The sequence below is a fragment of the Acinetobacter larvae genome (assembly GCF_001704115.1).
Classification (GTDB): domain Bacteria; phylum Pseudomonadota; class Gammaproteobacteria; order Pseudomonadales; family Moraxellaceae; genus Acinetobacter; species Acinetobacter larvae.
This window is the reverse complement of the sequence record NZ_CP016895.1, coordinates 1646385-1672153: the sequence shown is the minus strand read 5'-3', so window position 1 is coordinate 1672153 and position 25769 is coordinate 1646385. Positions and strand designations below refer to the sequence as shown.

Genomic DNA, 25769 nt, shown 5'->3' with positions numbered 1-25769 from the left:
CTCCAAAGATTGAATTACTGACCGCTTTCCAGTTCGCCCTGGTGAGCGGTTTTTATTTGCCTACGACTTTTAAACTTTCTCTTTGCCCTTCTTCACCCTGACTTGACCAGCTTGTCACTTGCGTGCCCTCGTGTGCCCGCAGCCGCTTATTTCTTTCAATGCGCTCGAGTGCAACAATTACTGCATGGTGCTCACCCACCAACGCCTTTTCCACTAACAAGGTAAGTTGCTTGTTTTGATCCATGCCATTAAATGCAGCTATGTCGATTAATCTAGCTTTCATATCTGAAGATAGTTTCAGGCGGGCATCTTCTTTATCTAAACTCATGAGGTTTCCTATGCGATTTTGATTTGTTCTAGGCAGCCAATAGGCTTTTTACCTACTGCTAAATCTCGTATTTGGTATTCGCGAGCAACTGGAATTTTATCTTTGGGCCATTGGTAAACTGCCGCAGGCTCTATACCTAAAAGACGAGCTAACCCAACACCATTAACATTGAGTAGCTTGTAAGCTTCCTGTTTAGTCATAAAATCACCTTAAATAAGATTTCTTATTATTAAATCAAAGAAATCTTATTTTTACAAGATGTAAGATAACTTATATGAACACTAATACAATCGGGCAGCGCATTCGGGCCCTTCGAAGATCGAAAAAATTAACGCAAGCTCAATTAGCGAAGGTTGCGGGGGTTAGTTCGCCCGCAGTTACTGAGTGGGAGAAAGACGGATACCAACCTAAAGCCGCCTCTCTGGAAGCAATGGCTAACCTTTTTGGGGTTACAGCAGAATACATATTAACTGGTAAAGAACCACCCAATAAGCCAGCCTTTGATAATAACGTCAACCTAAGTCAGAAGATCGGACTTGAAGGTCGCCCTATACCTGTTATTTCATGGGTTGCCGCAGGGTCGTTTTCACCAACCGAGACGATCATTAGTGATGCTGAGGTTTGCGAGTGGTTGCCACCTAATAAGGATTGCGGGAAGAATGGATATGGCTTAATTGTTACAGGTATCTCAATGTCACCAAAATTTGAAATCGATGATCGAATTTACGTGAACCCAGATGTTCAAACCTTTGACCTTCATAGCGGAGATCTTGTTATTGTTTCATGTGCTGGTGATACAGAAGCGACATTTAAAAAATTAATTATTGAAGGTAGTAATAAATATTTGCAGCCTCTTAATCCAGATTGGCCTGATCAAATAATTAAACTGACCGATGATTGTCGACTTGTCGGCAAGGTTGTTGGTTTATATCGAAAAATCTAAAGGAAATCACAATGATCGCGACACTTAATAAATCCAAAACCGCGCTAACGATTAATCGTCAAGAATTTAAAATGGCATTGGCTAAAATGGGCGATGGAATTGATAAGCAAATTGCAGCACTTAAAAGAGCCAAACAGAGCTATGACGCTGCAGAAATGGCAAATGAGGTCATTGCTGAGGCTAATATCTTTGAAGCCATTATTGAGGGTTTTAACGAAGCAGAAGGCACTAGCCTGAAGCTGGCTGACATAACAAATCGTGAGGCGGTGCAAGGCTGGATTGATGAGTTTTTGGAAAAGTATGCTGAGAGATAAATCATAAAAGCCCAACCTATTGGCCGTTTAACTGCGACCCGACGCAGGACTTTTGAAAGTTCGGGTGTGTGATTAATTTTTAACTATATATTTGGTAACCTATAAGTTTATTAACCATATGTAGTAATTAAAGTTATTGGAGAAATTATGATTGACGAAGAAACACTTAAAGCAGCGGAGCTACAACTCCAAAATTATTCAAAAAAAATAGATTTTTATACGTCTGAATACACAATTGAAATTTTAGCTCAAAAAGTTGCTGAAAAAGAATATACAGTTCCAGATTATCAACGTGAATTTACATGGGAGGGACCAAGGAAAAGTAAATTTATTGAATCTATTCTAATTGGACTACCAATTCCTTTTGTGTTCTTTTGGATGAATGATAAGACAGGTAAGCTTGAAATCGTTGATGGTTCACAACGACTGAGAACTATTGAGGAATATTTAGGAGGGCGCTTAATTCTAGAGGATTTAGAGCGTTTAGATTTACTAAATGGCACCTCCTTTTTTGATCTCCCTTTATCTCGACGTAGGAAAATATTAAATATCTCTATCAGAGGAATTATTCTTTCAGAGAAAACCGATATGGAGGCTAGAGTAGATCTATTTGAAAGAATTAATACTGGTCCTAAGGTTGCTAATCCTGCTGAGATTAGACGCGGTGCTCTCCGTGGTAATTTTATGAATTTTGTTAATCGTTTAGCATCACATGAGTTGTTTTTAAAAATAGCCCCTATTACAACTAAACAGAAAAAAGAACGAGAGGCAGAGGAGTTAGTTACAAGATTTTTTGCATATTCTGATGGCTTAGATGGGTATAAAGATGATGTTTCAGCTTTTATATTCAGGTATATAAAGAAAATGAATGATGCATTTGATAGAGATCCTAATTTAGAAATCAAATATGAGCAGCGCTTCCAAAGAATGGTTGAATTTGTAGATAAGTCTTTTGAACTTGGATTTAGAAAAACACCGGGAGCTAAAACAACACCAAGGGCAAGGTATGAATCTATAGCATTAGGCTCTCACTTCGCATTAGAAGAAAAGCCAGATCTAAGTGTGGATATTCAAAAAACGAACTCAATTCTGGATCATAATGACTTTAAGAAAGAAGTTAGCTCAGATGGTGCCAATGCAAGACGTAAATTAACTGGAAGAATTGATTACATGCGCAATGCATTGCTTGAAGAGGATTAATTATGGAGTTGGTGCGATCAATTTTTAATGATAGAGTTAGTGACATTGAGAGCTATTTTGAGTTAGTTCATAACATTGAACTAGCGATTAGTACTGGTAATGCTGTCTTACGTTTTAATGATAATAACTATATGATACAACCAGAACAACAGAAAATTTTGTATTCTAGTATCTACCTTCATCTATATAATTTAATTGAGTCTACTATTTCTTCTCTAATTAAAGCAATTGAGAGGCATGCAACCTTGGGTATTGATGGTCAGTTAAATTTATTAACCGAAAAAATGCGTAAATTGTATGTTACTTCAGTTACTGCTCCGTATGAATTACTAAATAATGAGAAGAGACTTGAAAAAGCCATATTATTATTTGAGCAGGTTCTTAATTTAAAACCATTTGATATCAAGATTCCATTAGGTGGTGGTGGGAATTGGGATGTTAGTGAGATATCAAAATTAAGTAATAATATTGGTGTAGAAATTAGACTATCTGGATCATTAAGACAAAAAGTAATGCAACCTTTTAGAGATGATAAAGCTCCAATTAGATTGATTAAAGAAATAAGAAATAAACTAGCCCATGGATCAATTTCATTTACAGAATGTGGGAATAATCATGTCGCTAGTGATTTTAGAAGACTAATTGATATAGTTAAAGATTATTTAGGTTATATCATTGATCAGTATGATGCTTACATCAATTATCAGGGGTATAGATCCCCCACTCAGACAACATAATTCGTCTGCAAGGAGTTAATAATACTTAATCCTACTATCTCTCCTAACCTCACAGGAACAGCATTACCAATCATTCGACCAATTGTATGAAAAACTACAGATTTATCAATAGGTGTGAATTGATAGTTTAAGGGAAATGTTTGGAATAATGCAGCCTCTCTTAAGCTAATAGCGCGATCTTGTTCTGGATGTCCAAATCGACCATTTCCAAATCCATAGCACAGTGTAGTCATTGTCGGTGCGGGTTGATCCCAATGCATACGACCATACACAGCAGAGTAAAACCTGCCAGACACTTTTTTATGACATTCTGCGCGTAAGTCCTCTGGCCAATCCCTCCAAGTCCCACCGGGCTTTGATGCTCTAATACGCTTTAAATTGATCTCACTAAGTCTAGAAGATACATGTAATGGATCGCTTTTGGATTTTTGGCCTGCTTCTAGATTTTCAAGATCAAAAATTGTCTCTCTCACTGTAATTGGTTGTTTATGAGTAGGTTTGACCAGTTCAATTTTACTAAGTTTCGAAGCTAAAACTACATGTCTACGCCGTGTTTGTGGTACGCCATAATCAACGCAAGCAACCTCTTGGGCGGTAATTACATATCCTAGATTTTCTAACTCATCAATAAAATCACAATAAACTTTATGCTTCGTAACATCTGGAACATTTTCCATCGTCACTAATTCTGGTTCAACTTCTTTAATTAAACGAGAGAAGTGATATAGCAGTGGCCATTTTTTATCAGTTGTAGTGTCTTTTCCTTTGTTATATGTAGAAAAAGGCTGGCACGGTGCACAACCAGCCAATAAGCGAATTGCACCAGTCGAATACCACTGCTTAATTTCATCACCAGTAACTTCCGCTACATCCTTATGTATAAACCTAGCCTTATTATTAAATTCGTAAGCATGACGACAAGCTAGCTCAATATCATAACCAGCTTTAACTTGGATTCCAGACTTTAGTAACCCTGCGGTTAGTCCACCCACCCCACAGAACAGATCAACAGCTTCTATTTTCATAATCCAACATACACCTCTGCTTAAGCATATCATACCTTGTTTTTCTTAAAACATTGAGGATGGAATCGCTTTTGTTTACCCGCCCCGTGCGGGTTTTCTTTTGTCTATTAAAACACAAAAAATAAGTTAACTTAAATAAAATAAGATTTCTTATTGACAATAAAACTAAGATTTCTTATATTTATATCCATCAAACAACAAAAAGCCCCACTCTTTGGACGGACGCGGGGCTTTTTCTAACAACAGGTGGATTATGAACGCAAAACCCATTTCTTTCAATCCCGGTTTATCGGGTGTTACAACTCTTGTACGCCGTCGACCATTAAGTACTCTATTACTTGTCAGCTCTTTAAGCCTCGTTGGCTTAACAGCTTTCAATACTAATGCTGTGCAAGCACCAGCCGCTATTCCAACGAATGCCCCCTCTACCTACGAATTACAGTCCCTTATCTTAACTGGTGACAACTCTGGCACGGCGAATATTCTGCTCGATGACTTTGTTTTGAACGTGTCATTCGACTTTGAAGTAGTTCCAGACAGTTACGGCGTACCAGGTTCTGAGTTCACTGCTATCGATGTGACCCAGCTTAGTGTGAATACAGTAACCACACGCGATGGTACTGAATTCAGCGATTTCACTGATTCTAATGATCATCGCAATATCAATGCTTTGATTGCTGGCTACATGATGAAAAACCGTCTAGTAGAAGCGTAAGCAATAAAGAATAAATACTGAATAGTGAGTAATGAATAATGAGTATAGCAACATTTATTTTAGGGCAATCAGGCACAGGAAAATCAACAAGCCTTGCGCACCTAAACCCGAAACACGTTTTATTAATCCAATCAATCAAAAAGCCACTACCATTCAGATCTAAAGGCTGGCAATACATCACCCCTGAAACACCAACCGGGTCAATCATGGTTAGCGATCAACCCGATGAGATCATTAAAGCAATCCTTGGCACAAAGCGCCCAATTGTCATTATTGATGACTTTCAATACGTCATGGCTAATGAGTTCATGCGTCGTAGCGTCGAGCGTGGCTTTGATAAGTTCACGGAAATTGGTCGCCATGCGTGGGATGTATTGAATGCAGCTATCACAGCACATGAGCATAAACGCGTCTACATTCTCAGTCATACCGAAGAAACGGACGGTCGAACTAAGATCAAAACTATCGGCAAGATGCTTGATGAAAAAATTACGCTAGAGGGCATGGTGACCATCTGCCTACAAACCGCTGTTATTAATGAACAGTACGTTTTTATGACCAAAAATAACGGCAATACGACTGTTAAATCACCCATGGGGCTTTTTGAGTCAGAGCATGTAGATAACGACTTAAATGCAGTCGATCAAGCCATTTGCGAATACTACGACATCCCCAGACCTGTAACCCAAGATCAGCAACAAACTAACGCAGCTTAACCATAAATAGGAATTTTAAAATGCAATATCAACCTTTTGTTTTAGACCAAGAATCAGCAAAACAAGCAGATGCGGGCGGCCGAATTGAGAATGGCGGTGAATATGTCGGAACAATTAAGTCTATGGAGTTTATTACCGCAAATACTGGCACCCAAGGCTTTGAGATTGAATTTGAAACAGATTCTAGGGAACATGCAAATATTACTATTTGGACAACCAAGTCAGATGGCACGCCACTATCTGGATCTCATAAAGTAAATGCTCTTTTGGCTTGTATTGGTGTCCGTGGGTTAACACCAACAGATAAAAAAATGGAAAAGTATGACTTTGAGTCTAAGCAGCGCGTTGTTCAAGTGTGTGTTGTTGCTCCTGAAGCTGAAGGTAAACGGGTTGGGCTTTTGTTGCAGCGTGAAAATTACACAAATAAATCTGGCCAACCACGTCATCAAATGAATTTCTATGCATCATTTCAGGAAAAAACAAAGCTGATGGCTAAAGAAATACTTGATCGAAAAACAACAGCAGAGTTATTTCCAAAAGCTTTAGATCGCCTAATGCTCAATCCTACTGTTGATCGCAAGGGCAATAGCACACAGCAAAATCAAAATAGCGGCAATGGGTATTCTAACTCATCACCAGGTTACGGCGGTCAACCAGATTATGGATTTGGCAATACGCAAGGTTATGAGAATCAACCACCTATTAACAATCGCCAATCACCAGATTTAGATGATGATCTTCCGTTCTAGACATCTACTTCAGATTAGAGCCTTGCTTGACTTGGCTCTAGCATCGCTAGGTTTACTTTGGGGTTGAAATACATGAAAGCAATAATTTTAGATACAGAAACACATTCTTTAAATGGTCTTCCAGTTGAAATCGCATACGTGCCTTTTCAATTGGAAAATGGCAATGCATCCATGTTTGCCGACCAGTGTTTTGATGAATTCTATAGCGTTGGTGAACCAATCTCTTACGGCGCTATGGCTGTGCACCACATCATTGAAAGCGATATTGCAGATAAGCCAAGTTATAAGACTTTTGAATTACCTGGCGATGTTGAGTACATCATTGGTCATAACGTTGATTATGACATTGCTGCTATCCAGCGCTGTGGTATCGATACGGCGAACATAAAAGCTATTTGTACATTGGCTTTGGCTCGTAAAGCATGGCCAAGCGCTGAGGCTCACAACCTAAGTGCCCTACTCTACATGTTGATGAACGGCAGCGACTTGGCACGACAAAAACTGCGTAATGCGCATAATGCCAAACATGATGTTTTGATGACTGGATTTATTCTTAAAAGCATTGTTAGAGAGCTGAGTATTCAGTCTATTGAAGATTTGTACGCCGTTTCTGAGGTGGCTCGCATCCCGACCACTATCACTTTTGGAAAGCATAAAGGCTTACCGATCTCATCACTGCCAGCTGACTATAAAGCATGGTTGTTAGGCAAGTCAGATATTGATCCGTATTTGCGTAAAGCATTGGAGGCGGCATGAAAACTCTACCAGCAAACATCGCCCAACCATTCTTCGTATGGATGGAAAACGGCGGTTATGAGGCGCAAATTAAAATGGATTGCGTTGTGATGAAGAAAGGTCGCGCCGTTGCCAAGGTGTTTTATGGCAAGGAAGAACAGCCGCGCTATGTGATTAATGATCATTGTGCTGAACGTCTGGATTTGTTTTTAAGACAATATTTGAAAAATGGCAAAGGCTTTATCGGTGAATTAAAGGCTAAGGCTGAATTTCAGACTAAGCGGAATATGCAAAAGGTGCGTGAGTTGGGATATTTAGGAGTGGCGGCGTGAAAGACTTAATTAAAAAGATACATGAACAAAATGTTAAAGCGGGCTGGTGGACTGATCTACAAACCGGTGAATCACTTCAATCCACGGCTACCGAGCCAGCAAAACGAAATGTTCCTGAAATGCTATGCCTTGTGCATTCGGAAATCAGTGAAGCCATGGAGGGTTACCGTAAAAACTTGATGGACGACAAGCTACCACACCGCCCTATGCTTGAAGTAGAGCTTGCTGATGCTGTTATTCGTATTTGTGATATGGCAGGCGGTCTTGGTCTGGATCTTGAAGGCGCTATACATGAAAAGCTTGCGTTTAATGCAAGTCGCGCAGATCACAAGATTGAAAACCGTGTTTTAGAAAATGGCAAGAAGTTTTAGGGTGGCGGCGTGATGCAAACTCCTAAAACCCATGTTCACCACATCCCTGCTAAAAACAATGTCGATTCAATTGATGTCTTTATCACTTGGTATAGAGATCAAGCTTTTCAAATAACTATACGTTGCTGGGACCATGCTTGGACTGCTTACCGTGGTGGTTGTGGACACGAAAGACTGGAAGATTACTTCATAGAGTGCTGGTTTGAGCGCGAGATTAAAGAACATTTGATTAATCTTTTTACGAGACCAACCCGATGCGGTAAGCGTGAAGAAAAGTGGCTAGCTCAAATTCTCGAAAATATGTGTGAGCATTTTAAAAATCTTGAGGTGAAGTGATGGATATTCAAAAAGAACGGGCGGCTTTTGAGTTGGCCTATATTGCATCTAGAAAAGACTGCCCTTTGGCGAAAAGTGACCTCCTTGAATATGATGGGTCGTACTTAGTTAGTCGGGTCAATGATTCGTGGAATATGTGGCTGCATGTCAAAGCTCACGCCGTGCCGGAAGGTTTTGTGTTGGTGCCAAAAGAATCATTAAAAGTTGCCTTGTCTTGGATGGATGATGACATTGATCCGTGGCAAATGGGTGGTGATAGTTTCGCTCAACTGTATGAACACAAGCCAATTCTTGAAAAAGCCATGATCGAAGCTGCGGAGGTCGAATGAACGCTATTGTTAATTTTAATTCTCAAACCATGAGCAGCAAAGATTTATTGGAAATAATCAATGCTGTTCGTGCTGAGTTTAATGAAAAGCCTGTTCGCCTAAATGATTTCAATAATCGCATTGCGGATGAGCTTGAGGGTGAGCACTACGAAAGTTTCGTAGTTCAAAATTTAAACAATACAACATCGATTGCTTATAGCCTGACAATTGATCAATGCACCTTAATTGGTATGCGTGAATCTAAAGGTGTCCGTAAAAATGTACTTGCTAAGCTCAAAAGCTTGGCGGTGCCGCAGTCTTTCGCGGAAGCATTACAGCTTGCAGCAGATCAAGCCAAACAAATTGAGTTGGCACAGTCACAGATTGCAACGCTGGAACCTAAGGCTAAAGCGCTCGACGTAATAGCAGACACAACTAATATTTATACAATTCGTGATTGTGCCAAAACTATTGGAATAGGTGAGCGTAAATTAATCCAGCTGCTCATTGATAAAAAGTGGATTTATCGAGAAGAACATGGGCGACTACAGCCATATGCTGACAAAGTGGCAAGCGGTGTGTTTGTGAATAAAGCATCGCCTGTAGTGGTGAATAAATACGGTGAGGAAAAGGTGCATTTGCATATGCGTGTCACGGCGTTCGGGTTGACGCGTATTACTGGGTTGGTTGAGAAGATTAAGGGGGTTGCGGCGTAATGGCAAGATTGACAAAGATAGATAAAATGACAGAGGCTCAAAAAAAAGAGCTGATTAGTGATTACCGTGATGCATCACCTGATACTGAGTTTCCACCTGAAGTTATTTCTTTGGTATACCATCTTTCACTGCCATGGTTACAAAAGAAGCGATGTGAAGGTGGCGGCATTCCATTCACCAAGCCTTCAGCAAAAACGGTTTTGTATAGAAAACAAGATGTTTTGCAATATATGGATGATAATCGACTCAAACACACCGGATGAAGAAAAGCCCTTGAATAAAGGGCTTTATTTTTTTGGTGCCTATCGCAACTCTTCAAGCAGCTTATCCCTGTATTCACCCAATACAGTCTTTTCGATTTCATTCATAGCCTCTCTTAGTTTCCGCTCACTCACCTGGATGTAACCAGAAGTCACATCCCTATCACCATCCTCTTTGTGGTTGAGAAGTTTTTTGATTGTATAGCGGCCATAATCTAAATTCTCAGCTATTGATCCAAAAGTCCTTCTAAGATCATGAAATGAAAACTTAACGCCGCACTGATTGTTAATTTTTTGACGTACCTTAGATATATTGACTATATGGCCGGATGCGGATTTAGCTGAGGGGAATACCCAATCGCCAGTAATTTGTCTACGCCTTTTTGTCATCATTGCCAGTAAAAAATCACCCATTGGCAGTGTGTGAGGCTCACCATTCTTGGGGTCGATTGATGTGATGCGGCCGTACCTAAGATCTACGTCGCTCCATGCGATTGACTCACACTCTTGGCGTCGAAATCCAGTTAGAATGAGTGTTAGAAGGAAATCCCTATTCGTTTCAAGCTGCTGCCCTCTATCTTGATATTCTAAAACAGCCTTAATCCAATCTGGCAATTGATCCTCGTTGATATATGTTTTTCTACGGCGAATCTTGTTCCAAGTTTTTTTTGCACTAAGTGTTTTTGTTGGATTCTGTGCATCAAGAATTGGCTTGTCATCTTCACCAAGATAATGCTCGACAGAAAAATTATAAATTGCCCTGAACACACGCATTGCCAGATTTGCTTGAGCTTTGCTTGCTTTAGATAGTTCAGCATGCTTGGATTGAATCATTGTCCTGGTAATTGAATCAATTTTTAAATCCACCCAATCTGAAAAGTATACATTTACTGACTTATTGTAGTCTTCAACTGTTCTCGGTTTTAATTCCTTAAACTCTAAATAAGCTTGATACGCCACAGCAAGTGTAGGTTTAGATTGTTGAAGGTTATCTTTGTTTTTTTCATCAATAATGGCTTGTCTTTTTTGATCGTTTGGGTTTATACCTTGCGCCATCTGTGAAAGTTTATCGCGGGCGATCTCTCTAGCTTGAATCAGTGTTAAGTTGCCATGTAGACCGATAGTAGACCGAACTGCTTTACCTAAAATCTTTTTTTCTACAATATAGGTCTTGCATGTCGCGTTCACCCTAAGAGCAAACCCTATTAGTTCGCTATCACGGTAAATAGCTGGTGTCATCTCTAACTGGTCAATAAATGTCTTGGTAAGCTTTACTCTTGAAGTTGACATGGCTAAAATCACTGATTCCGTAATACCTCGCAATATAGCACAATATTTTCTGCGGTCTACTATGCGTCTACTTGCAAATAAATGTTGATTATTTTAAAAATATTAGATAGTATTACTTCAACCCAAAGCAGTTGATATCAAAAGCTTTGAGATATTATAGGGCCTATAGCTCAGTTGGTTAGAGCAGCGGACTCATAATCCGTTGGTCCCCCGTTCAAGTCGGGGTGGGCCCACCATATTAAACCTCGTAGATCATTGATTTATGAGGTTTTTTGTTGCCTGCGATTTTTAGCCCATCGGATTTTACGGTCTATTTTGTGGTCCATTTATTTGATAGTCCGTTGGTCTATCAACAGTCGCGGTCTTTTCTAACCGCAAATACTTTCCTCAACTCATTTCAGCTTTCCCCACAGACCACGACTAGCACTCTGGCTTACCACTCGATCTACGACACAGATGTATCCTCTGCGGTCTTGACCATCGGGCGTAAAGCGCGTGGAAAACGGAAGGCTTGGGGGGATTTTTCTATTTCTTGAATTACCTGTTAGGCTCAGGCGGTAAATGTCAAGGTAGTTGTCACCCTTTGTTGATTTTAAGCCGCTATTTTTAATCGCTCAGGATTAAGCATAACAACATCTTTTCTGTGCCAGTTTCTAATCTGCTTTGACCAGCGTTCTGGTTTTGCTTCTCGCGCTATACGATATACTTCAGACCGTTGCGCTAATAACCCAATATCCTCACCTTTATGCCGTTGTGATGGCGTAACATAACTAATACCACTATGACGATGTTCTTCGTTATACCAGTGAATAAAACCGTCAACCCAAACTCGGGCTTGATCTAAACTTTCAAAGCCTGACGATGGCCAATAAGGTACGTATTTCAAGGTCTTAAATAATGACTCAACATAGGCATTGTCATTACTCACCCGCGGTCTACTGTGTGAAGGCGAGATATTTAAATCCGTTAACTTCACCTGTAAAGTTTGAGATTTCATTGCAGCCCCATTATCTGCATGCAGTATTAATGGTTGGCGATAGCATTGCTCACGCAGTACCGTACGATGAACGAGTTCAGCCGCAAGCTCACCACTCTCAACTTCATGTACTTCAGCTCCAGTAATCTTGCGACTAAATATATCTTCAATCAGATACAAGTAATACCAACGACCACGGACCTTTGAGGGGAGCCAAGTAATATCCCAACTCCACACCTGACATGAGGTGTGGGCTTTGAAAGTTGTCGGTGGTTTTATGTTCCTTGGTTTGTGCTGTCGTCCTCGGTGATGAATCTCCCCATGGCGTCGAAGCACTCTATAAAATGTAGACTCACTGGCGATGTAAATGCCTTGATCTGCAAGCCTTGGAACAATTTGAGAAGGTGGAAGCTCAGCATATCGAGGCTGATGACAGATCTCTAATATCTGTTGTTCTTCTTCAATACTCAATCGGTTGACTGGTGTTGGGCGGATAACAGTCGTTCTACGATCTTCACTCGATTTCTGCCATCTACGCCAAGTCCGTAAACTTAAATTAACCTCTTTAAGGGCTATTTTTAAGCGCGCACCTGCTGTTACTGCTTCACCAATCCATAAAATAATTAGCTGGCGATGATCAATACTCGTTAATTGTCCTCGTCGACTTCCCCGTAATAATCGTTGAGCTTTTTTCGAAGAACCAGAATCGCTGCCGCCTCAGCTAGTGCTTTTTCTTTACGAATCAGTTCTCTTTTTAATTTTGCATTTTCACTTTTCACTTTTTTAAGCTCATTTTTACTGACTTTTTCAGGTATGTCTAAGAAATTACTTTTCCATTCGATGAGTTGAGAAGGATAAAGTCCTTTTTTACGACAGTATTCAGCAATTTCAGCTTCACTCATGGTTGCAGTTTCAACGATCACAGCAAATCGAGCCTCGACAGGCCATTGTTCAGTTGTAATATTCGTACCTGGCACAGGAATTCCTTTGGCTTTAGCTTGTTGTCGCCAATTATAAAGGGTTGATTCAGAAATACCTTCCATTTGAGCAACAGCTGCTACAGTCATATTGTAAGGTGGTAATAATTTAGCTAAGACACTCGTTTTTCGTTCAGATGAAATATGTTTCATTTGTCACTCCTTTACCCTCATAAATTTAGTTTCAGAGGGGGTGACAACTATCCTGACAGTGAGAGGGAGGATGGTAATGCAGTACATCAAGATGCACTCTGAATTAACTAAAGTTGTGAATGACTCTATACGAGGGAGTATTGCTTTACACATGCATACTCTTGCTGAGCAATATGCTGAACCCTATCAAGCTACTCTACATGGATGGTTTGTAGTTTGTGAGCATGACGCCGACCTACTGGAGCCATTCACTGGACTAAGTTTTAGTCTTTCTGAAAAATTACAATTAGGCGAGGTCGAATTTGTCGACAAAAAACAGGACTGGTATGAGGTCTATATTTTGTTGAATGACAATGAAGGTATCCTTATCTATGTTCCGACAGCAATATTGGAACGCCATAAAATCCTTCAGATCTAGTTCTACCACAACAGCAACCCTAGCACATTTCTAACATTAATTTTTATTTGAGGATTTTCTATGACAAGGCGATGTCTATTCGCTTTGAGCCAAGTCATGTCTACGCCCAATGCTTTGGAACTACTGACCAAGAAAAATATAGACCTTTTAGCCCTACTGCAACGTCATCAAACTGGCGATTGGGGTGATCTAAATGAGACAGATCGAGAAACCAATGAAGATGCCCTTGTGACTCACTCAAGAATCTTGTCTAGCTAACCTGAGTTCGACATAAAAAAAGTAGAAAAAAAGCCTTAATGTTTGTAACTTATTGGTTCTTAAGACAAAAGTTAAAACACAAGGCTTTTCTATGGATCATATTACTGAATTATTCTGTAAAGTGGATGATTTTTGCAAAATATTTAACGAATCTCTAGAGAAAGCTCTTATTCCTGAGCAAAATAAGCCAGTTCAAAAGTCAGCTTTAAGTTTATCTGAGATCATGACAATTGTTATCTTATTTCACCAATCAGGTTTTAGATTCTTTAAATATTTTTACTGCCACATGGTCATCCCTTTTTGGAAATCAGCATTTCCTAAGCTGCTGAGCTAGAATCGTTTTATTGAAATCATGCCACGTTGTTTACAAGCTTTGAGTAGCTTTTTTCATCAGGTTAAAGGAACTGATACAGGAATTAGTATTATTGATTCAACCAAACTTGTAGTTTGTCATAATCTTAGAATTAAAAGAAACCGCGTATTTAAAGGCTTAGCGAATCGTGGAAAAAGTAGTACTGGGTGGTTCTATGGTTTTAAATTACACATGGTTATCAATAACTTAGGTGAATTATTAATATTAAAGTAACATCAGGGAATATCCATGATATTGCTGTACTAGAGTCTTTAACCAAAGAATTAAAAGGCATTTTATTAGGAGATAAAGGCTATTTAAGCAAAGCTAAGACAGAGGCTTTAGCAGCAAGAGGATTAAAAATATTGACTCCATCACGTAAGAATATGAAAAACAAGCCACTCCGAACTGAAGAAGAAAAACAATTGCTTGGCAGAAGAGGATTAATAGAAACGGTGAATGATCAGTTAAAAAACTTACATCAACTTGACCATTCGCGTCATCGTTCTGTGAATAATTTCATGGTAAATATTATGGCTGCTGTAGTGGCTTATTGTTTAAATCCGAATAAGCCAACTTTCAAAAATATGCTGAAAGGTTGAACGTTTTTCATCGAACTCAGGTTAGCTACTTATTTGGCCAAGATAAAATTTGGATTATCACTGAGGCTGATCGATCATTGACTACCATCTTATTACCTCAAGATTACTAGCAGGACCGTAATATAGCCCCCAAAGTTGAATTAGCTTCGGGGGTCCATATTATCTTTTAAAGTGAGTTAAAGATTTATGAGTTTTTTAGATAAGAAGTGGCCCAGGAAATTTGAACAACACGTATAAGTGATAAACTGCCCCCTAAACGATGTGGGAAACATCTAAAAATGGAGCATTTCATGGCGCGTAGACCAAGAAGAAATCATTCAGATGACTTTAAAGCAAAGGTAGCACTTGCTGCAATCAAAGGTGAAAAAACACTTGCTGAGCTAAGTGCTGACTTTGATATTCATCAGAACCAAATTATAGACTGGAAGAATCAACTCATCGCTGCGTCAGCACAAGCCTTTGCAAACCCTAAAAAGGACACAGAGCCGCAAGTCGATTTAAAAAAGCTACATGCTAAAATTGGTGAACAAGCTTTGGAAATTGATTTTTTAGAAAGTGTGTTGAAGAAACTGGGCCGCTTCAACCACAAAAGTTAATAGACGATTCACAGCAGCTTTCAGTGACTAGGCAAGCCAAGTTACTGAAGGTCTCTCGTGGTAGCTATTACTACCGCCCTAAACCAACAAGCGATTCAGATTTAAAGCTGATGCGTCGTATTGATGAGTTACATCTCATGTACCCCTTTGCAGGGAGCCGAATGATGCGTGATCTATTGCGAGGAGAAGGTCATCATATTGGCCGACGTCATACTCGGACACTGATGAAAAAAATGGGGATACGTGTGCTGTATCGCAAGCCTAATTTGAGTAAGCCAAATAAGGCTCATCGAAAGTACCCTTATTTACTTAGGGGGCTTGAAATTACGCATAGCAATCAGGTCTGGGCAACCGACATCACCTATATCCCAATGGCGAAAGGATTTGTGTACTTATGCGCGATTTTAGACTGGCACAGTCGTAAAGTGTTGGCACATCGAGTATCGATTAGCATGGAGTCAGATTTTTGTATTGAGGCTTTAAATGAAGCTATTCAAAAATATGGTGCCCCAGAAATATTTAATACGGATCAAGGGAGTCAATTCACCAGTGATGCATTTATCAGTGTTCTTACAACACATGAGATTAAAATCAGTATGGATGGCAAAGGTCGTTGGATAGATAATGTCATGGTTGAACGCTTATGGCGAAGTGTTAAATATGAGGAGGTTTATCTCAAAGCGTACAGCAATGTTGCTGATGCAAGATGCCAATTAAAGCTGTACATTGATTTTTATAATCACAAACGACCTCATTCGAGTCTAGACAAATTAACACCGAATGAGTTTTACTATAACCAGTTACCTAAACAAAAACAGGTAGCTTAACTAAAGCAGAATATCACTTATAAAAAGACTTTTAGTTGTTCAAAACATCGGAGCCACATTACATGTCATAGACCAATGATGGGGCACCTAAACGAGCATGATGCTCCCAGTAAAGTAACTGTAAATCATTGAGTTGTTTCTGACACCTAGGAGCTCGTTTAAGCCACGCATAATAGCCTGATCGACTCACACCAATGTAATCACAGGCGGAGGTAACAGAAACAATCTTTGGTGCTATTCCTTTGATTAACGTGTATTTCTCTTGGCATCCTCGGTGAGAAAGTACACATGCGCTTTTTTTAATATGTCATTCGCCTCGCGGAGACGTTTATTCTCTTTTTCTAAATCCAGAATACGCTGCTGCTCAGGTGTAAACTGACGTTTGCTAGAGCCAGCCTCGCTAGATTGACGAACCCATTTATCAAGTGTTGAGTAACCAATACCAAGCTTATTGGCGATTGCTGCTATAGATTCACTTGAGTTCGCTAAGGCGTAATCAATTGCTTGTTGTTTAAATTCAGGACTAAAACGTTTAGCCATATTTACATCTCCAAAGATTAAAACTAAATTATCTTCAGAGGGATCAATTGTCTATTATTTTGGCTAGGATCATTTAAGTCTACAGTTTGCCACCATTGTCCTGTCTGAGCTTGTTCTTTAAAAACCAACTTATCTGATATTTCTTTTCCCCCCAATAAGACTTCAACCGTCATACGATTTAAACTTTGATGAGTATTTTTCATCCATTCTTCTTTAACATCTCGACCGATTACATTTCCATTTTCATCTACAATATTAGCAAATTCAATTTTTTCTCGATCAATATAAAATAATAGAGCTTTATCTTTATTTTCATTAATTGCTAGGTTACCACCATTAAAATTATCTTGCGCAAACTCAAATTCAGTTGCCCACACTAGATTGCAGCCAGTAAATAAAAAAAGATACTGATTAAAAAGATAAAATATTTACTCTTAAACATAGATTAATCCTAAAATCATGATTTCACATTATCGCTGGCTTTATTTAGTCCTTCTTTGTTAGCATCTAATATTTAGCGAATGCATATATAAGGAGGAATTCAAACATGAGGTGCGACAGATTTTAAAGTATTATGATAATCAACTAATTCGGATATTTTTCCAAAGGAGTTTGCCAATATAATTCTTTTTAACCGTTAATTTAACCATATATCCAATACATCACCATGATGTTAAACTCGTATATGCCACACCCCCAAAAGAATGCCAGCATCAACGTTGATATGACCACTAAGCCAACAGGCATAGATAAAACTTCCATAAAACTAAAATTTAAGGGTCCTAAATTTCTCTTTTTACCGGTTGAATCATAGGGGTCATTTTCACTGATTTCACATTCTTTTTATTCGGCTTACTCATTTCAAATGGTTGACCTAGTGTCGACATACTACCTTCATAATCTTCTTTTAGCATGATTTAATTACTCAGTTTGTTATATTCTCTCTGTTCCACTGCTATAAATCAGAACACGGTTAAATCTGATTATTTCGATAGTCTATTTGTTCAGATCGTTCACGATCATAGTCATTTTCACGACGCACTTGCTCAGGCCAAACAGGAACTGATTTTAGGTTGAGTATAATTCGACGACCAACAAAGCTAAAACAATCTAAAGGGAAAGCGACGATACGGAATAGTAAATTGTCCCGATAAATCACCCGCATGGCTTGCCAAGTCTCTTTATAAGATTCCTTTGCTCCAACTAAGCGATGACAGTAAATCAACTCTTTGCTTTTTTTATCAACAATATTATATTTAGGATAAAGCTGTTCAGGACCGTGCTGCATATAATGACAAATAAAATTCCATAAACCATAGTTTTTGGCTTTATTTATCACGGGGAACCCAACCAAGAAGGTTTGTTTGACCAAACCATCTTCTACAATATGTGCCTGAATTTCATAAATTGGTGCTCCACCTGCACCATCGGTAAAGGACATTACCCAAACAACATCTTTCCAAGGCATAGCAAGATATTCATTTTTATTGATATAAAAATATACGTATTGAGTATTTCTATTAAATAAAATTGGTGAGCAAATATCTTTAGTGTATTCTTTAGATTTTATATACCATCCAAACCACATTAAATTTACAATCAATAAAATAAAAACAAATCCACATATTGGCAATAATTCATAAGATGCATTTAAAAAAATAATAAAAATAAAAAATAAAAATTGCATTGACAGTATTAATATAATTAAAAAGGCTCCAACACCCTTGCCATTCCAAGCATATTTTTGATCAATTACTTCTAAAAAATCATTATTTATCTTTAAAATTGAATGATTATGAAAAACATCATATTCAGATGAACTTCCAGTTAATAGCTTCTCTTTTTCACCAATGCTAAACTTAACATCTTTTTTAAATATATGGTAACAGTAAATACCAGGTATTCTTTTCACTTATATAACTCCTTTAAATTATCACATTGGTCATCAAAGTTTTTAAAATGTTCAATAGTATTATCAATACTAATCATACATCTCCGAGTCCATCGTATAAACTTATCATCTCTAATAACACTTGCAACAATAGAATAAGTTATTGCTAAAAATAAAAAAACAACACCTATAATTGGAACCCCCATAAATAAATAAAAACTACCAATCATCAAAAATAAACCACTTGCTGCCAAAAAAAATCCGAAATTTTTTTCTCCATTATTATATGCTTTATATCCATTATAAATATCATAAAAACCAAATACAAACCCGCCTATTAATCCAAGACCTCTCCACATCATAGATTTAAAGCTAATACCCTCAACAAACTCAAGTGCGATATTATTATAAACTCTAAGTGCAGCACTTTTAGTTAAAAGTCCATCAAAAGTTTTTAAAATCATAGTAGAAAATTCAACAAAGCTTGTGAATAAGCCTAAAGTTGCAGCAAAGCGCCGCCCAGATTTTTCATAAAGATTGTCATCTGATAAACTGTTATCACTAAATATTGTAGTAAAAGCCCAGACTTGTAAACACCCCACTCCAGTTTTAGCAATACTAAAACGCATCATTTTACTGTCTTTAATGGGATCTATTGAATTATCAACCTTAACACGACCACCACTATCAAGTTTCATTTCAGATTTAGTTAACTGCTTGATAAACTCTTTGTAAATACCTGAATATTGCTTCGGCATATTCGCCAATGTATTTTTATCAATATCTAGAACGGGTACAGAGGCAACACCTGTTCTTAAATACCGTTGATATACTTCATTCCAATACGGATGTTTATCTACCATCTTTAATAGTGTTTGTGTAGAAATATCATTTTTCACATTTAATAATTTATTTATATTTTTTAAATACCCTACTACAAACCTATTAAACGCAGTCCTTTGTGCACCAGCATTTTTCGCATTCAGTTTGAAGCTTAATACTTTAATCTCTTGCTGCGTTGCAATTACTGTTGTAATGGGAAGCAATGGATGAATTTTAAAATTTTTAGGGGGCTTATAACCACTGATATGAATTAATGATTTTTCTAAAAACACTAAAACCGTGTTCTTAATTCTTTCACTCATTTTACCTAACCAAGAATTTATACCATTCAATAAATCTGCAAAATGTTGTGTTGCTAGAGTTCCTAAAATATTATTTGAGTTTGTATTTTGTACTGCCTCATTAACTGTTTCTCGAGTTGACATATTATTCAATGATATAGCATTTAAAATATAATTATTTGTATCATTTATATCATACATTTTCTGTGAAATATAAGCATTGATTTTAGCAGATACTTTACAACTCCCTAAAATGGTTTCTAGGTGAGATAGCAAAGATGCACAATCAAAAATATTGTTTTTTTGAATATTACAACAAATATGTTTATCTAATATATTTGTTTCGAGAAAATCCTTACCCAAAAGATCTAAATGATCTGCTAAGTTTGCTTGTTTCTTTTTCTTTGATTTTAAGCTAACTATAGAGCTATTATAAGCTTCCTTGTTCAAAACACTAAAATACTCTTTCTCCCACTTGAGGTTCATATTTTTTTGTTCAGCAGCCTTTTTGCTTCTTTCCTTACTCAATATCTGTTCAGGTGATAGGTCTTTATCCCAATTTTCTTGTAATGCTCCACCTATTCCTGCTCCTATTCCATTATACATGTTGAGCATAGAATCCACTGCTTCTTGCTTCCGAATTTCTTGTTCATTATAATAAGGATCATCATTAATCCCTATATAATCTGCTTTAATTAATTCAAGAGTGTTAACTGTTTTTTCCACATTATCATATTCCGAATCATCAACAAGTACGCCACTTATAGTGGAACTTATGTCCATCACTGTTGCGACAGGATCATGAATAGTCACCAATGCACCAAATATTTTTCTAATTTTCTTTTCATCTTCAAGTGCACTCTCTAAATAACCTGAGTTCGATGAAAAACGTTCAACCTTTCAGCATATTTTTGAAAGTTGGCTTATTCGGATTTAAACAATAAGCCACTACAGCAGCCATAATATTTACCATGAAATTATTCACAGAACGATGACGCGAATGGTCAAGTTGATGTAAGTTTTTTAACTGATCATTCACCGTTTCTATTAATCCTCTTCTGCCAAGCAATTGTTTTTCTTCTTCAGTTCGGAGTGGCTTGTTTTTCATATTCTTACGTGATGGAGTCAATATTTTTAATCCTCTTGCTGCTAAAGCCTCTGTCTTAGCTTTGCTTAAATAGCCTTTATCTCCTAATAAAATGCCTTTTAATTCTTTGGTTAAAGACTCTAGTACAGCAATATCATGGATATTCCCTGATGTTACTTTAATATTAATAATTTCACCTAAGTTATTGATAACCACATGTAATTTAAAACCATAGAACCACCCAGTACTACTTTTTCCACGATTCGCTAAGCCTTTAAATACGCGGTTTCTTTTAATTCTAAGATTATGACAAACTACAAGTTTGGTTGAATCAATAATACTAATTCCTGTATCAGTTCCTTTAACCTGATGAAAAAAGCTACTCAAAGCTTGTAAACAACGTGGCATGATTTCAATAAAACGATTATAGCTCAGCAGCTTAGGAAATGCTGATTTCCAAAAAGGGATGACCATGTGGCAGTAAAAATATTTAAAGAATCTAAAACCTGATTGGTGAAATAAGATAACAATTGTCATGATCTCAGATAAACTTAAAGCTGACTTTTGAACTGGCTTATTTTGCTCAGGAATAAGAGCTTTCTCTAGAGATTCGTTAAATATTTTGCAAAAATCATCCACTTTACAGAATAATTCGGTAATATGATCCATAGAAAAGCCTTGTGTTTTAACTTTTGTCTTAAGAACCAATAAGTTACAAACATTAAGGCTTTTTTTCTACTTTTTTTATGTCGAACTCAGGTTAAATAATCTTTATCATAATAACTAAGTATTGAATTAAGATAGTCATTATCCTCATCATTACTTCCATTTATATCAGCATCTATATTCTTTATAGAAATCATATCTACAAGTGATTTAATCTTAGAGTTCACGTTATATTCGTATAGCTCTTTTTGATCCTCTTTATTTATTTCCGATCCATTTCTTTTCGCTATATCATCCATTATCATATCCATTGGTCGACCAGACAAATAGCTTAATGCAGATTTAATATCAACATTCTTTTTAGATAGGTTAAATTTCAGAAAGTTATTAACAGTTTTTCCATCTTTATATTCAATATGCTGATCAACATTAAAATGTTCCAACCCCTCCAATAAAGGGAAAACACCTATTTCAGACTTAGCATTCAAAAAATTTGAAACGCTAAAACAATCCATGTTTTCTAAATATTTGCTTTTATTTATTGCCCTCCTCTCATTACTCCATTTATTTTCTGAATATTTAAAATAAACATTATTAGCTTCATCTGGATTTGGTACAAAAATTGTTAGTGCGTTTGCTCGATGTACAATTTTAGAACATGGTTCTTTTTCATCCTCTTGTAACATTGAATGATCATTTATATTAAAAAAATTATGTTCATTAATTCTTTTTAAAAAACCTGAATTAGATATTTCATATTCTTGCCAAGCTTTGTCTTGTAAGTGCTCCATATATACATATAAATATCCACGTCGTAATATTGTTCCTTTATAACAATAGTTATCAACCTCTTTGTCACCATATACATTTTTATAACCTTCCTCACTCGCAAGCATATTAATGATTTTCAATTCCTTTATACCAGCATCATTTATTTTTACTGAGCTTTCTGTACTTCCGAAATAAGAATTTAATAAATCTTTTTCTTTTTCTGTTTTATACAGTGAGCTTTCAATTCCAATATTTTTTGTTTCTTTATTGCTGAGTATATATCTATTTAAAAAAACTCTTAACCCTTCATCACGTTTACAAAAATCACATGGAGTTGATTCATTAGACATACATCACCTTTTCTTTAATAGCATCTTCAATATAATCATAGTTTTGGAAAAAATTATTCCAATCCAATTTTATTACTCTTTGACTTGCTATTGCATAGCCTTTGGAGTGATCTTTTAATTTTATAAAAAATTTAGTTTCCAAGTACTGAACACCTAATAATTCAACATGATAGAGCGTACTAATGATGTCATCCTGTTTTTTTAGCCCAATATTTTTTATTTTATGGATTAGATTAAATCTCTTCTCAACTTCAATCAAATATTGCTCAAAATTTAAAATTCTTAAACCTTTTTTAAGTATTAAACGGTTATTTATATTGATATTAAACAAAATATCAGGATCAACTTCATTTATGCTCCCTTCATACCTAGGAATAAAAAACAAATACTGATAACCGAGCAATCCAATCTGAATATATTGAAAATTCTTATTTTTAAAAATAAAATCATTTGTTTTGAAAAAATTTAATAATATCCAAATTTTAGGGTCGTAAAATCTATAAAGATATTTTTTTTCATTCATTTCAAAAATAATTGATAGCCTTAAGTGCTCAACAATATCAGGCTCACGTGTTGGGTAACTTTTAAATTTTAGGATAAAAAAAGGTTCAAAACCTTGAGCCACACACTTTTCATCATCTTTTATTATTCGCTCTAATAAATCTTCATCTATATTATTTAAGTTTATTAAATAGGGAAAGGAATCTGAAATTTTTTGTGCGTAGTCAGGTGCCAAAGAAATAAGATGACCTTCTAGTTCATATAAATAATTCGAGTTTAAATTTGGATCGACTAAGGCATAATCAAATTCAATATTTTGTTCTTTAATTGGATTAACAAGCATTAGGATAACTCCACTAAAGCATCCCCTTTAGTTGCACCACCAGCAATACGCATTTCACATATTGGTAAATCTGGTACTTCTTCAACGACCTTAACACCCCCTTCAAAGATATGTTGACCTGCTTTGCTTTGAAAAAGCCGCGATGTGGTCGGGAAAACCCCATTGCCATTGATTTTGATTTGTGAGCTTTCAGCAGTCATACAGATTTCTTCTGGGCTGGTCAGATAGATTGAATCTTCAGTTGAGATCACCCGTATTTTTTGACGTGCAACCGTTTGCAACTCACCATCTTGGGTCTGTAACTCGACTTTGCCTTGTGCCGCATAAAAACGTGCACCAGCTTGGGCTGCAAAAAGGCTTATTTTTTTACCAGCATGCGCCAATAAAGCATTTTGCGTACTCATATTGATACTCTGCTGTGCCGTTTGATTGATTTGCCCATCTGCTGCAATATGAATATTTTCACTACTACTGATTGCGACACTCTGTGGTGCTGTGAGAAGCATAATCGCTTGCTTAAACTGCGCTGCTTTGCTATGACCAGCATCGGATTGATCTGCATCTAAATCTGCGATAAACGCTTTGAGATAACCCAGATGTTGTAAGGGATCGGTTTGTTGATTCTTCGCAGTATCACTCAATGCTTTCGCACGATTTAAACTCGACTCTAACTGCTGCTTGGCTTGTGCCGTATCGAGATGCACGCCGCTAGCTTCACCTTGCTGATGGGTGCTTAAAAGTAAACCTTGCCCCGCACGGACTGCACCCCATTGGTCTGTCCTTAACTCAAAGCCTTCTCCTCGCCCGTCACTTGCTTCGGCAGATTTGGGATGACTTAAATTTCCCAAATTGAGCTGACTGGCACCATGACTACTTTGCAATTGCGTACTAATCTGCCCCGCGGTATCATCAAAACGCAGTTGCCCATAGCCTCCGCCGCCCACTTCATTGGAGCGTATACCACTTAAACGTCGGGTATCCGGCAGTTGACCCATTGTGTCAAACTGGGTTGGGCTACGCTGTGCCTCATGTAATCGCCCGGTTACAAAGGGACGATCCACATTGCCATCAAAAAAGTCGATCGCCACAATCTCACCAATCCGCGGTAAGAACCGTGCCCCGTAGCCTTCGCCTGCCCATGGTATCAGTACATCGACCCAAGCGGAATCACTGTCATTGTCATTGCTGCCGGCACCACCATCGTGGCTATGATCTTCGCTTCGGGTAAATAAGAAACGTGCTTTGATCCGCCCCCATTCATCTACATGAATGCTCTCACCTGCTGGTCCAACCACACGCACACGCTGTGGGTAGGCTGCTGGACGATGCTGTAAGGGATTGTATTCGGGCACAATTGCAATATTGCGACGCTGTAAAGTCAAGCTATTGGCTTGACGTTCATCCGACGGTGTAGACTGTTGCCATTGGCTTTTGCTGACTAAAGCTTGGACTTGAGCATTGAGGTCTTTGGGCAGGTTATTTTGATTATAAAAAGACTTGGCAATAATCAGGAATTCTTTGTCTGCACCACTGTGGCTGTCTATTTCTGGATGCTCTTCAAAGCTAAACCAATAGCCAACTTGTGCATCACGTACTGTCGACTGTGCAATAAATTGTTTCGCCTGTGCATTGTGATAGGCGCTGATATTTTTATTGAGATCTTCCACTTGGCGATTGCCTGATGGCGTTGCCCCATCCTCGCCTTTTAGGTCTTGCATCCAAGCGGGGCTGATGGCCCATGCATCTTCTAGGTCCAAACTGGCACTATCTTGTTGGCTACAATTAACTGTGCTTCATCAATTAACCAATTAATGCCTTCAGCACGTATTTTTGCTGCCATTCTTTAAATAGCGCTTGGATCACATCGACCATGCTTTTATTCATAAATACACGGCTATTACGACGTTTATGCCATAGCGTCGTGGCATCTTGTAGGGTCAATTTATAGACCGTCAAAGCCCCATCACTTTGCCCCTGACTGGCTGCACTAGTAATGCCTGTACTACGAAATAATTCCCCTCGATCAGTCACTTGATCTACTGCAAGCTGACAACCGATAAATTCTTTGAGCGCAATCGTGGCATCTAAAGATAAACAGATCAGCTCAGCAGTGAATCCCTGATTGAGACCATGCTCCCCTTCAATACGTTGTAAGAATACTTTTTCATTGAGCGATGAATTGGAAAACTGTGCGTGTATGGCGCGCTTCTGTGCGCTCAATCCTAAATCAGCCAAGATATTTTGGATATTATTGAACATAAT

The 25769-nt window shown here is 37.7% G+C and carries 29 protein-coding genes, 1 tRNA gene and 3 pseudogenes; 20 read left to right on the top strand and 13 right to left on the bottom strand.

The window, feature by feature from the left end:
- Nucleotides 1–52: 52 nt before the first annotated feature.
- Together BFG52_RS07385 and BFG52_RS07380 are read right to left on the bottom strand one after the other, a co-directional pair.
- The gene (locus BFG52_RS07385) at nt 53–328 is read right to left on the bottom strand and encodes a hypothetical protein (RefSeq protein WP_067554137.1); all 276 of its coding nucleotides are present in this window, start codon (nt 326–328) and stop codon (nt 53–55) included.
- An 8-nt stretch (nt 329–336) separates the two neighbouring features.
- Nucleotides 337–528, bottom strand: coding sequence for a Cro/CI family transcriptional regulator (locus BFG52_RS07380; RefSeq protein WP_067554134.1), 192 nt, complete (start codon nt 526–528; stop codon nt 337–339).
- A 74-nt stretch (nt 529–602) separates the two neighbouring features.
- Between BFG52_RS07380 and BFG52_RS07375 the strand changes: the two genes are divergently transcribed.
- The 4 genes from BFG52_RS07375 to BFG52_RS07360 all read left to right on the top strand — a co-directional run bounded on the left by BFG52_RS07375 (nt 603) and on the right by BFG52_RS07360 (nt 3522).
- Entirely contained in the window at nt 603–1271 is a 669-nt protein-coding gene (locus BFG52_RS07375; protein ID WP_067554132.1) for a LexA family protein, read from the top strand.
- An 11-nt stretch (nt 1272–1282) separates the two neighbouring features.
- Entirely contained in the window at nt 1283–1585 is a 303-nt protein-coding gene (locus BFG52_RS07370) for a hypothetical protein (RefSeq protein WP_067554129.1), read from the top strand.
- Between the two features lie 147 nt (nt 1586–1732).
- Nucleotides 1733–2785 carry a DUF262 domain-containing protein gene (locus BFG52_RS07365; protein ID WP_067554126.1) on the top strand — a complete coding sequence of 351 codons (1053 nt, stop codon included), beginning with the start codon at nt 1733–1735 and terminating at the stop codon, nt 2783–2785.
- Nucleotides 2786–2787: 2 nt separating this feature from the next.
- Nucleotides 2788–3522 (top strand): MAE_28990/MAE_18760 family HEPN-like nuclease, encoded by a 735-nt coding sequence (locus BFG52_RS07360; RefSeq protein ID WP_067554123.1) that lies wholly within the window; start codon nt 2788–2790, stop codon nt 3520–3522.
- Here BFG52_RS07360 and BFG52_RS07355 read toward each other — a convergent pair.
- Nucleotides 3510–4547 (bottom strand): DNA cytosine methyltransferase, encoded by a 1038-nt coding sequence (locus tag BFG52_RS07355; protein WP_171257342.1) that lies wholly within the window; start codon nt 4545–4547, stop codon nt 3510–3512. The two genes, BFG52_RS07360 and BFG52_RS07355, sit on opposite strands and share 13 nt — an antisense overlap.
- A 253-nt stretch (nt 4548–4800) precedes the next feature.
- Between BFG52_RS07355 and BFG52_RS07350 the strand changes: the two genes are divergently transcribed.
- The 10 genes from BFG52_RS07350 (at nt 4801) to BFG52_RS07305 (ending at nt 9788) form a co-directional block, all read left to right on the top strand.
- Entirely contained in the window at nt 4801–5262 is a 462-nt protein-coding gene (locus BFG52_RS07350) for a hypothetical protein (RefSeq protein ID WP_067554120.1), read from the top strand.
- A gap of 38 nt (nt 5263–5300) precedes the next feature.
- The gene (locus BFG52_RS07345) at nt 5301–5978 is read left to right on the top strand and encodes a DEAD/DEAH box helicase family protein (protein ID WP_067554117.1); all 678 of its coding nucleotides are present in this window, start codon (nt 5301–5303) and stop codon (nt 5976–5978) included.
- Nucleotides 5979–5998: 20 nt separating this feature from the next.
- On the top strand, nt 5999–6727 hold the full coding sequence (locus BFG52_RS07340; RefSeq protein WP_067554114.1) for a hypothetical protein: 729 nt from the start codon (nt 5999–6001) through the stop codon (nt 6725–6727).
- A 72-nt stretch (nt 6728–6799) separates the two neighbouring features.
- The gene (locus BFG52_RS07335) at nt 6800–7483 is read left to right on the top strand and encodes a 3'-5' exonuclease (RefSeq protein ID WP_067554111.1); all 684 of its coding nucleotides are present in this window, start codon (nt 6800–6802) and stop codon (nt 7481–7483) included.
- On the top strand, nt 7480–7794 hold the full coding sequence (locus BFG52_RS07330) for a hypothetical protein (RefSeq protein WP_067554108.1): 315 nt from the start codon (nt 7480–7482) through the stop codon (nt 7792–7794). The genes BFG52_RS07335 and BFG52_RS07330 overlap by 4 nt, the downstream gene beginning before the upstream one ends.
- The gene (locus tag BFG52_RS07325; RefSeq protein WP_067554103.1) at nt 7791–8165 is read left to right on the top strand and encodes a nucleoside triphosphate pyrophosphohydrolase family protein; all 375 of its coding nucleotides are present in this window, start codon (nt 7791–7793) and stop codon (nt 8163–8165) included. The genes BFG52_RS07330 and BFG52_RS07325 overlap by 4 nt, the downstream gene beginning before the upstream one ends.
- Before the next feature lie 12 nt (nt 8166–8177).
- Nucleotides 8178–8501, top strand: a complete 324-nt coding sequence (locus BFG52_RS07320) for a hypothetical protein (RefSeq protein ID WP_067554100.1) — start codon at nt 8178–8180, stop codon at nt 8499–8501.
- Nucleotides 8501–8830 (top strand): hypothetical protein, encoded by a 330-nt coding sequence (locus BFG52_RS07315; RefSeq protein ID WP_067554097.1) that lies wholly within the window; start codon nt 8501–8503, stop codon nt 8828–8830. The genes BFG52_RS07320 and BFG52_RS07315 overlap by 1 nt, the downstream gene beginning before the upstream one ends.
- Complete coding sequence (locus BFG52_RS07310) at nt 8827–9525, top strand: phage antirepressor KilAC domain-containing protein (protein WP_081408648.1); 699 nt, start codon at nt 8827–8829, stop codon at nt 9523–9525. The genes BFG52_RS07315 and BFG52_RS07310 overlap by 4 nt, the downstream gene beginning before the upstream one ends.
- Entirely contained in the window at nt 9525–9788 is a 264-nt protein-coding gene (locus BFG52_RS07305; RefSeq protein ID WP_067554094.1) for a hypothetical protein, read from the top strand. Before BFG52_RS07310 ends, BFG52_RS07305 begins: the two co-directional genes overlap by 1 nt.
- A 39-nt stretch (nt 9789–9827) precedes the next feature.
- Here the strand turns inward: BFG52_RS07305 and BFG52_RS07300 are convergent, their stop codons facing one another.
- Nucleotides 9828–11075 (bottom strand): site-specific integrase, encoded by a 1248-nt coding sequence (locus BFG52_RS07300; protein WP_067554091.1) that lies wholly within the window; start codon nt 11073–11075, stop codon nt 9828–9830.
- A gap of 159 nt (nt 11076–11234) precedes the next feature.
- On the opposite strand from BFG52_RS07300, the gene BFG52_RS07295 reads away from it, so the two are divergent.
- Nucleotides 11235–11311: transfer RNA gene (locus BFG52_RS07295), tRNA-Ile, on the top strand.
- Nucleotides 11312–11350: 39 nt separating this feature from the next.
- A complete protein-coding gene (locus tag BFG52_RS17055; RefSeq protein WP_157758081.1) occupies nt 11351–11611 on the top strand; it encodes a hypothetical protein in 261 nt (86 codons plus the stop codon).
- 56 nt (nt 11612–11667) lie between these two features.
- On the opposite strand, the gene BFG52_RS16855 is transcribed toward BFG52_RS17055, so the two are convergent.
- A protein-coding gene (locus BFG52_RS16855) for an IS3 family transposase (RefSeq protein ID WP_099092610.1) occupies nt 11668–13181 on the bottom strand; the annotation gives its coding sequence in 2 pieces (ribosomal slippage) (nt 11668–12737 and nt 12737–13181; 1515 coding nt in all).
- Between the two features lie 76 nt (nt 13182–13257).
- Here BFG52_RS16855 and BFG52_RS07280 point away from each other — a divergent pair.
- The 4 genes and pseudogenes from BFG52_RS07280 to BFG52_RS16845 all read left to right on the top strand — a co-directional run bounded on the left by BFG52_RS07280 (nt 13258) and on the right by BFG52_RS16845 (nt 16234).
- Nucleotides 13258–13599: a hypothetical protein gene (locus tag BFG52_RS07280; RefSeq protein WP_067554088.1), complete on the top strand. Its 342-nt coding sequence runs from the start codon at nt 13258–13260 to the stop codon at nt 13597–13599.
- 60 nt (nt 13600–13659) lie between these two features.
- Complete coding sequence (locus BFG52_RS07275; protein ID WP_179946360.1) at nt 13660–13857, top strand: hypothetical protein; 198 nt, start codon at nt 13660–13662, stop codon at nt 13855–13857.
- Nucleotides 13858–13948: 91 nt separating this feature from the next.
- Nucleotides 13949–14811: pseudogene (locus tag BFG52_RS07270) on the top strand (IS982 family transposase).
- Nucleotides 14812–15101: 290 nt separating this feature from the next.
- Nucleotides 15102–16234, top strand: a protein-coding gene (locus tag BFG52_RS16845; RefSeq protein ID WP_228703813.1) for an IS3 family transposase whose coding sequence is annotated in 2 segments (ribosomal slippage) — nt 15102–15354 and nt 15354–16234 — 1134 coding nt in all. Because the reading frame shifts where the segments join, the coding sequence is not laid out codon by codon here.
- Between the two features lie 61 nt (nt 16235–16295).
- On the opposite strand, the pseudogene BFG52_RS16840 reads toward BFG52_RS16845, so the two are convergent.
- The 8 genes and pseudogenes from BFG52_RS16840 to BFG52_RS07220 all read right to left on the bottom strand — a co-directional run.
- Nucleotides 16296–16774: pseudogene (locus BFG52_RS16840) on the bottom strand (transposase); the annotation flags it as partial.
- Between the two features lie 23 nt (nt 16775–16797).
- Nucleotides 16798–17151, bottom strand: coding sequence for a hypothetical protein (locus tag BFG52_RS07250; protein WP_067554082.1), 354 nt, complete (start codon nt 17149–17151; stop codon nt 16798–16800).
- A gap of 596 nt (nt 17152–17747) precedes the next feature.
- A complete protein-coding gene (locus BFG52_RS07245; RefSeq protein ID WP_067554079.1) occupies nt 17748–18686 on the bottom strand; it encodes a DUF6708 domain-containing protein in 939 nt (312 codons plus the stop codon).
- On the bottom strand, nt 18683–20602 hold the full coding sequence (locus tag BFG52_RS07240; protein WP_067554075.1) for a hypothetical protein: 1920 nt from the start codon (nt 20600–20602) through the stop codon (nt 18683–18685). The genes BFG52_RS07245 and BFG52_RS07240 overlap by 4 nt, the downstream gene beginning before the upstream one ends.
- 79 nt (nt 20603–20681) lie before the next feature.
- Nucleotides 20682–21545: an IS982 family transposase gene (locus tag BFG52_RS07235; protein WP_067554000.1), complete on the bottom strand. Its 864-nt coding sequence runs from the start codon at nt 21543–21545 to the stop codon at nt 20682–20684.
- Between the two features lie 86 nt (nt 21546–21631).
- Nucleotides 21632–22663 (bottom strand): toxin VasX, encoded by a 1032-nt coding sequence (locus BFG52_RS07230; protein WP_067554073.1) that lies wholly within the window; start codon nt 22661–22663, stop codon nt 21632–21634.
- On the bottom strand, nt 22656–23507 hold the full coding sequence (locus BFG52_RS07225; protein ID WP_067554070.1) for a DUF4123 domain-containing protein: 852 nt from the start codon (nt 23505–23507) through the stop codon (nt 22656–22658). The genes BFG52_RS07230 and BFG52_RS07225 overlap by 8 nt, the downstream gene beginning before the upstream one ends.
- Nucleotides 23507–25766 (bottom strand): annotated as a pseudogene (locus BFG52_RS07220) (type VI secretion system Vgr family protein). The gene BFG52_RS07225 and the pseudogene BFG52_RS07220 overlap by 1 nt, the downstream one beginning before the upstream one ends.
- Nucleotides 25767–25769: the final 3 nt, after the last annotated feature.

What these genes read in the sequence shown, in the direction of transcription:
- BFG52_RS07385 (WP_067554137.1), bottom strand. Translation starts at nt 328, where the DNA reads ATGAGTTTAGATAAAGAAGATGCCCGCCTGAAACTATCTTCAGATATG.
- BFG52_RS07380 (WP_067554134.1), bottom strand. Translation starts at nt 528, where the DNA reads ATGACTAAACAGGAAGCTTACAAGCTACTCAATGTTAATGGTGTTGGG.
- BFG52_RS07375 (WP_067554132.1), top strand. Translation starts at nt 603, where the DNA reads ATGAACACTAATACAATCGGGCAGCGCATTCGGGCCCTTCGAAGATCG.
- BFG52_RS07370 (WP_067554129.1), top strand. Translation starts at nt 1,283, where the DNA reads ATGATCGCGACACTTAATAAATCCAAAACCGCGCTAACGATTAATCGT.
- BFG52_RS07365 (WP_067554126.1), top strand. Translation starts at nt 1,733, where the DNA reads ATGATTGACGAAGAAACACTTAAAGCAGCGGAGCTACAACTCCAAAAT.
- BFG52_RS07360 (WP_067554123.1), top strand. Translation starts at nt 2,788, where the DNA reads ATGGAGTTGGTGCGATCAATTTTTAATGATAGAGTTAGTGACATTGAG.
- BFG52_RS07355 (WP_171257342.1), bottom strand. Translation starts at nt 4,547, where the DNA reads ATGAAAATAGAAGCTGTTGATCTGTTCTGTGGGGTGGGTGGACTAACC.
- BFG52_RS07350 (WP_067554120.1), top strand. Translation starts at nt 4,801, where the DNA reads ATGAACGCAAAACCCATTTCTTTCAATCCCGGTTTATCGGGTGTTACA.
- BFG52_RS07345 (WP_067554117.1), top strand. Translation starts at nt 5,301, where the DNA reads ATGAGTATAGCAACATTTATTTTAGGGCAATCAGGCACAGGAAAATCA.
- BFG52_RS07340 (WP_067554114.1), top strand. Translation starts at nt 5,999, where the DNA reads ATGCAATATCAACCTTTTGTTTTAGACCAAGAATCAGCAAAACAAGCA.
- BFG52_RS07335 (WP_067554111.1), top strand. Translation starts at nt 6,800, where the DNA reads ATGAAAGCAATAATTTTAGATACAGAAACACATTCTTTAAATGGTCTT.
- BFG52_RS07330 (WP_067554108.1), top strand. Translation starts at nt 7,480, where the DNA reads ATGAAAACTCTACCAGCAAACATCGCCCAACCATTCTTCGTATGGATG.
- BFG52_RS07320 (WP_067554100.1), top strand. Translation starts at nt 8,178, where the DNA reads ATGCAAACTCCTAAAACCCATGTTCACCACATCCCTGCTAAAAACAAT.
- BFG52_RS07315 (WP_067554097.1), top strand. Translation starts at nt 8,501, where the DNA reads ATGGATATTCAAAAAGAACGGGCGGCTTTTGAGTTGGCCTATATTGCA.
- BFG52_RS07310 (WP_081408648.1), top strand. Translation starts at nt 8,827, where the DNA reads ATGAACGCTATTGTTAATTTTAATTCTCAAACCATGAGCAGCAAAGAT.
- BFG52_RS07305 (WP_067554094.1), top strand. Translation starts at nt 9,525, where the DNA reads ATGGCAAGATTGACAAAGATAGATAAAATGACAGAGGCTCAAAAAAAA.
- BFG52_RS07300 (WP_067554091.1), bottom strand. Translation starts at nt 11,075, where the DNA reads ATGTCAACTTCAAGAGTAAAGCTTACCAAGACATTTATTGACCAGTTA.
- BFG52_RS07280 (WP_067554088.1), top strand. Translation starts at nt 13,258, where the DNA reads ATGCAGTACATCAAGATGCACTCTGAATTAACTAAAGTTGTGAATGAC.
- BFG52_RS07275 (WP_179946360.1), top strand. Translation starts at nt 13,660, where the DNA reads ATGACAAGGCGATGTCTATTCGCTTTGAGCCAAGTCATGTCTACGCCC.
- BFG52_RS07235 (WP_067554000.1), bottom strand. Translation starts at nt 21,545, where the DNA reads ATGGATCATATTACCGAATTATTCTGTAAAGTGGATGATTTTTGCAAA.
- BFG52_RS07230 (WP_067554073.1), bottom strand. Translation starts at nt 22,663, where the DNA reads ATGTCTAATGAATCAACTCCATGTGATTTTTGTAAACGTGATGAAGGG.
- BFG52_RS07225 (WP_067554070.1), bottom strand. Translation starts at nt 23,507, where the DNA reads ATGCTTGTTAATCCAATTAAAGAACAAAATATTGAATTTGATTATGCC.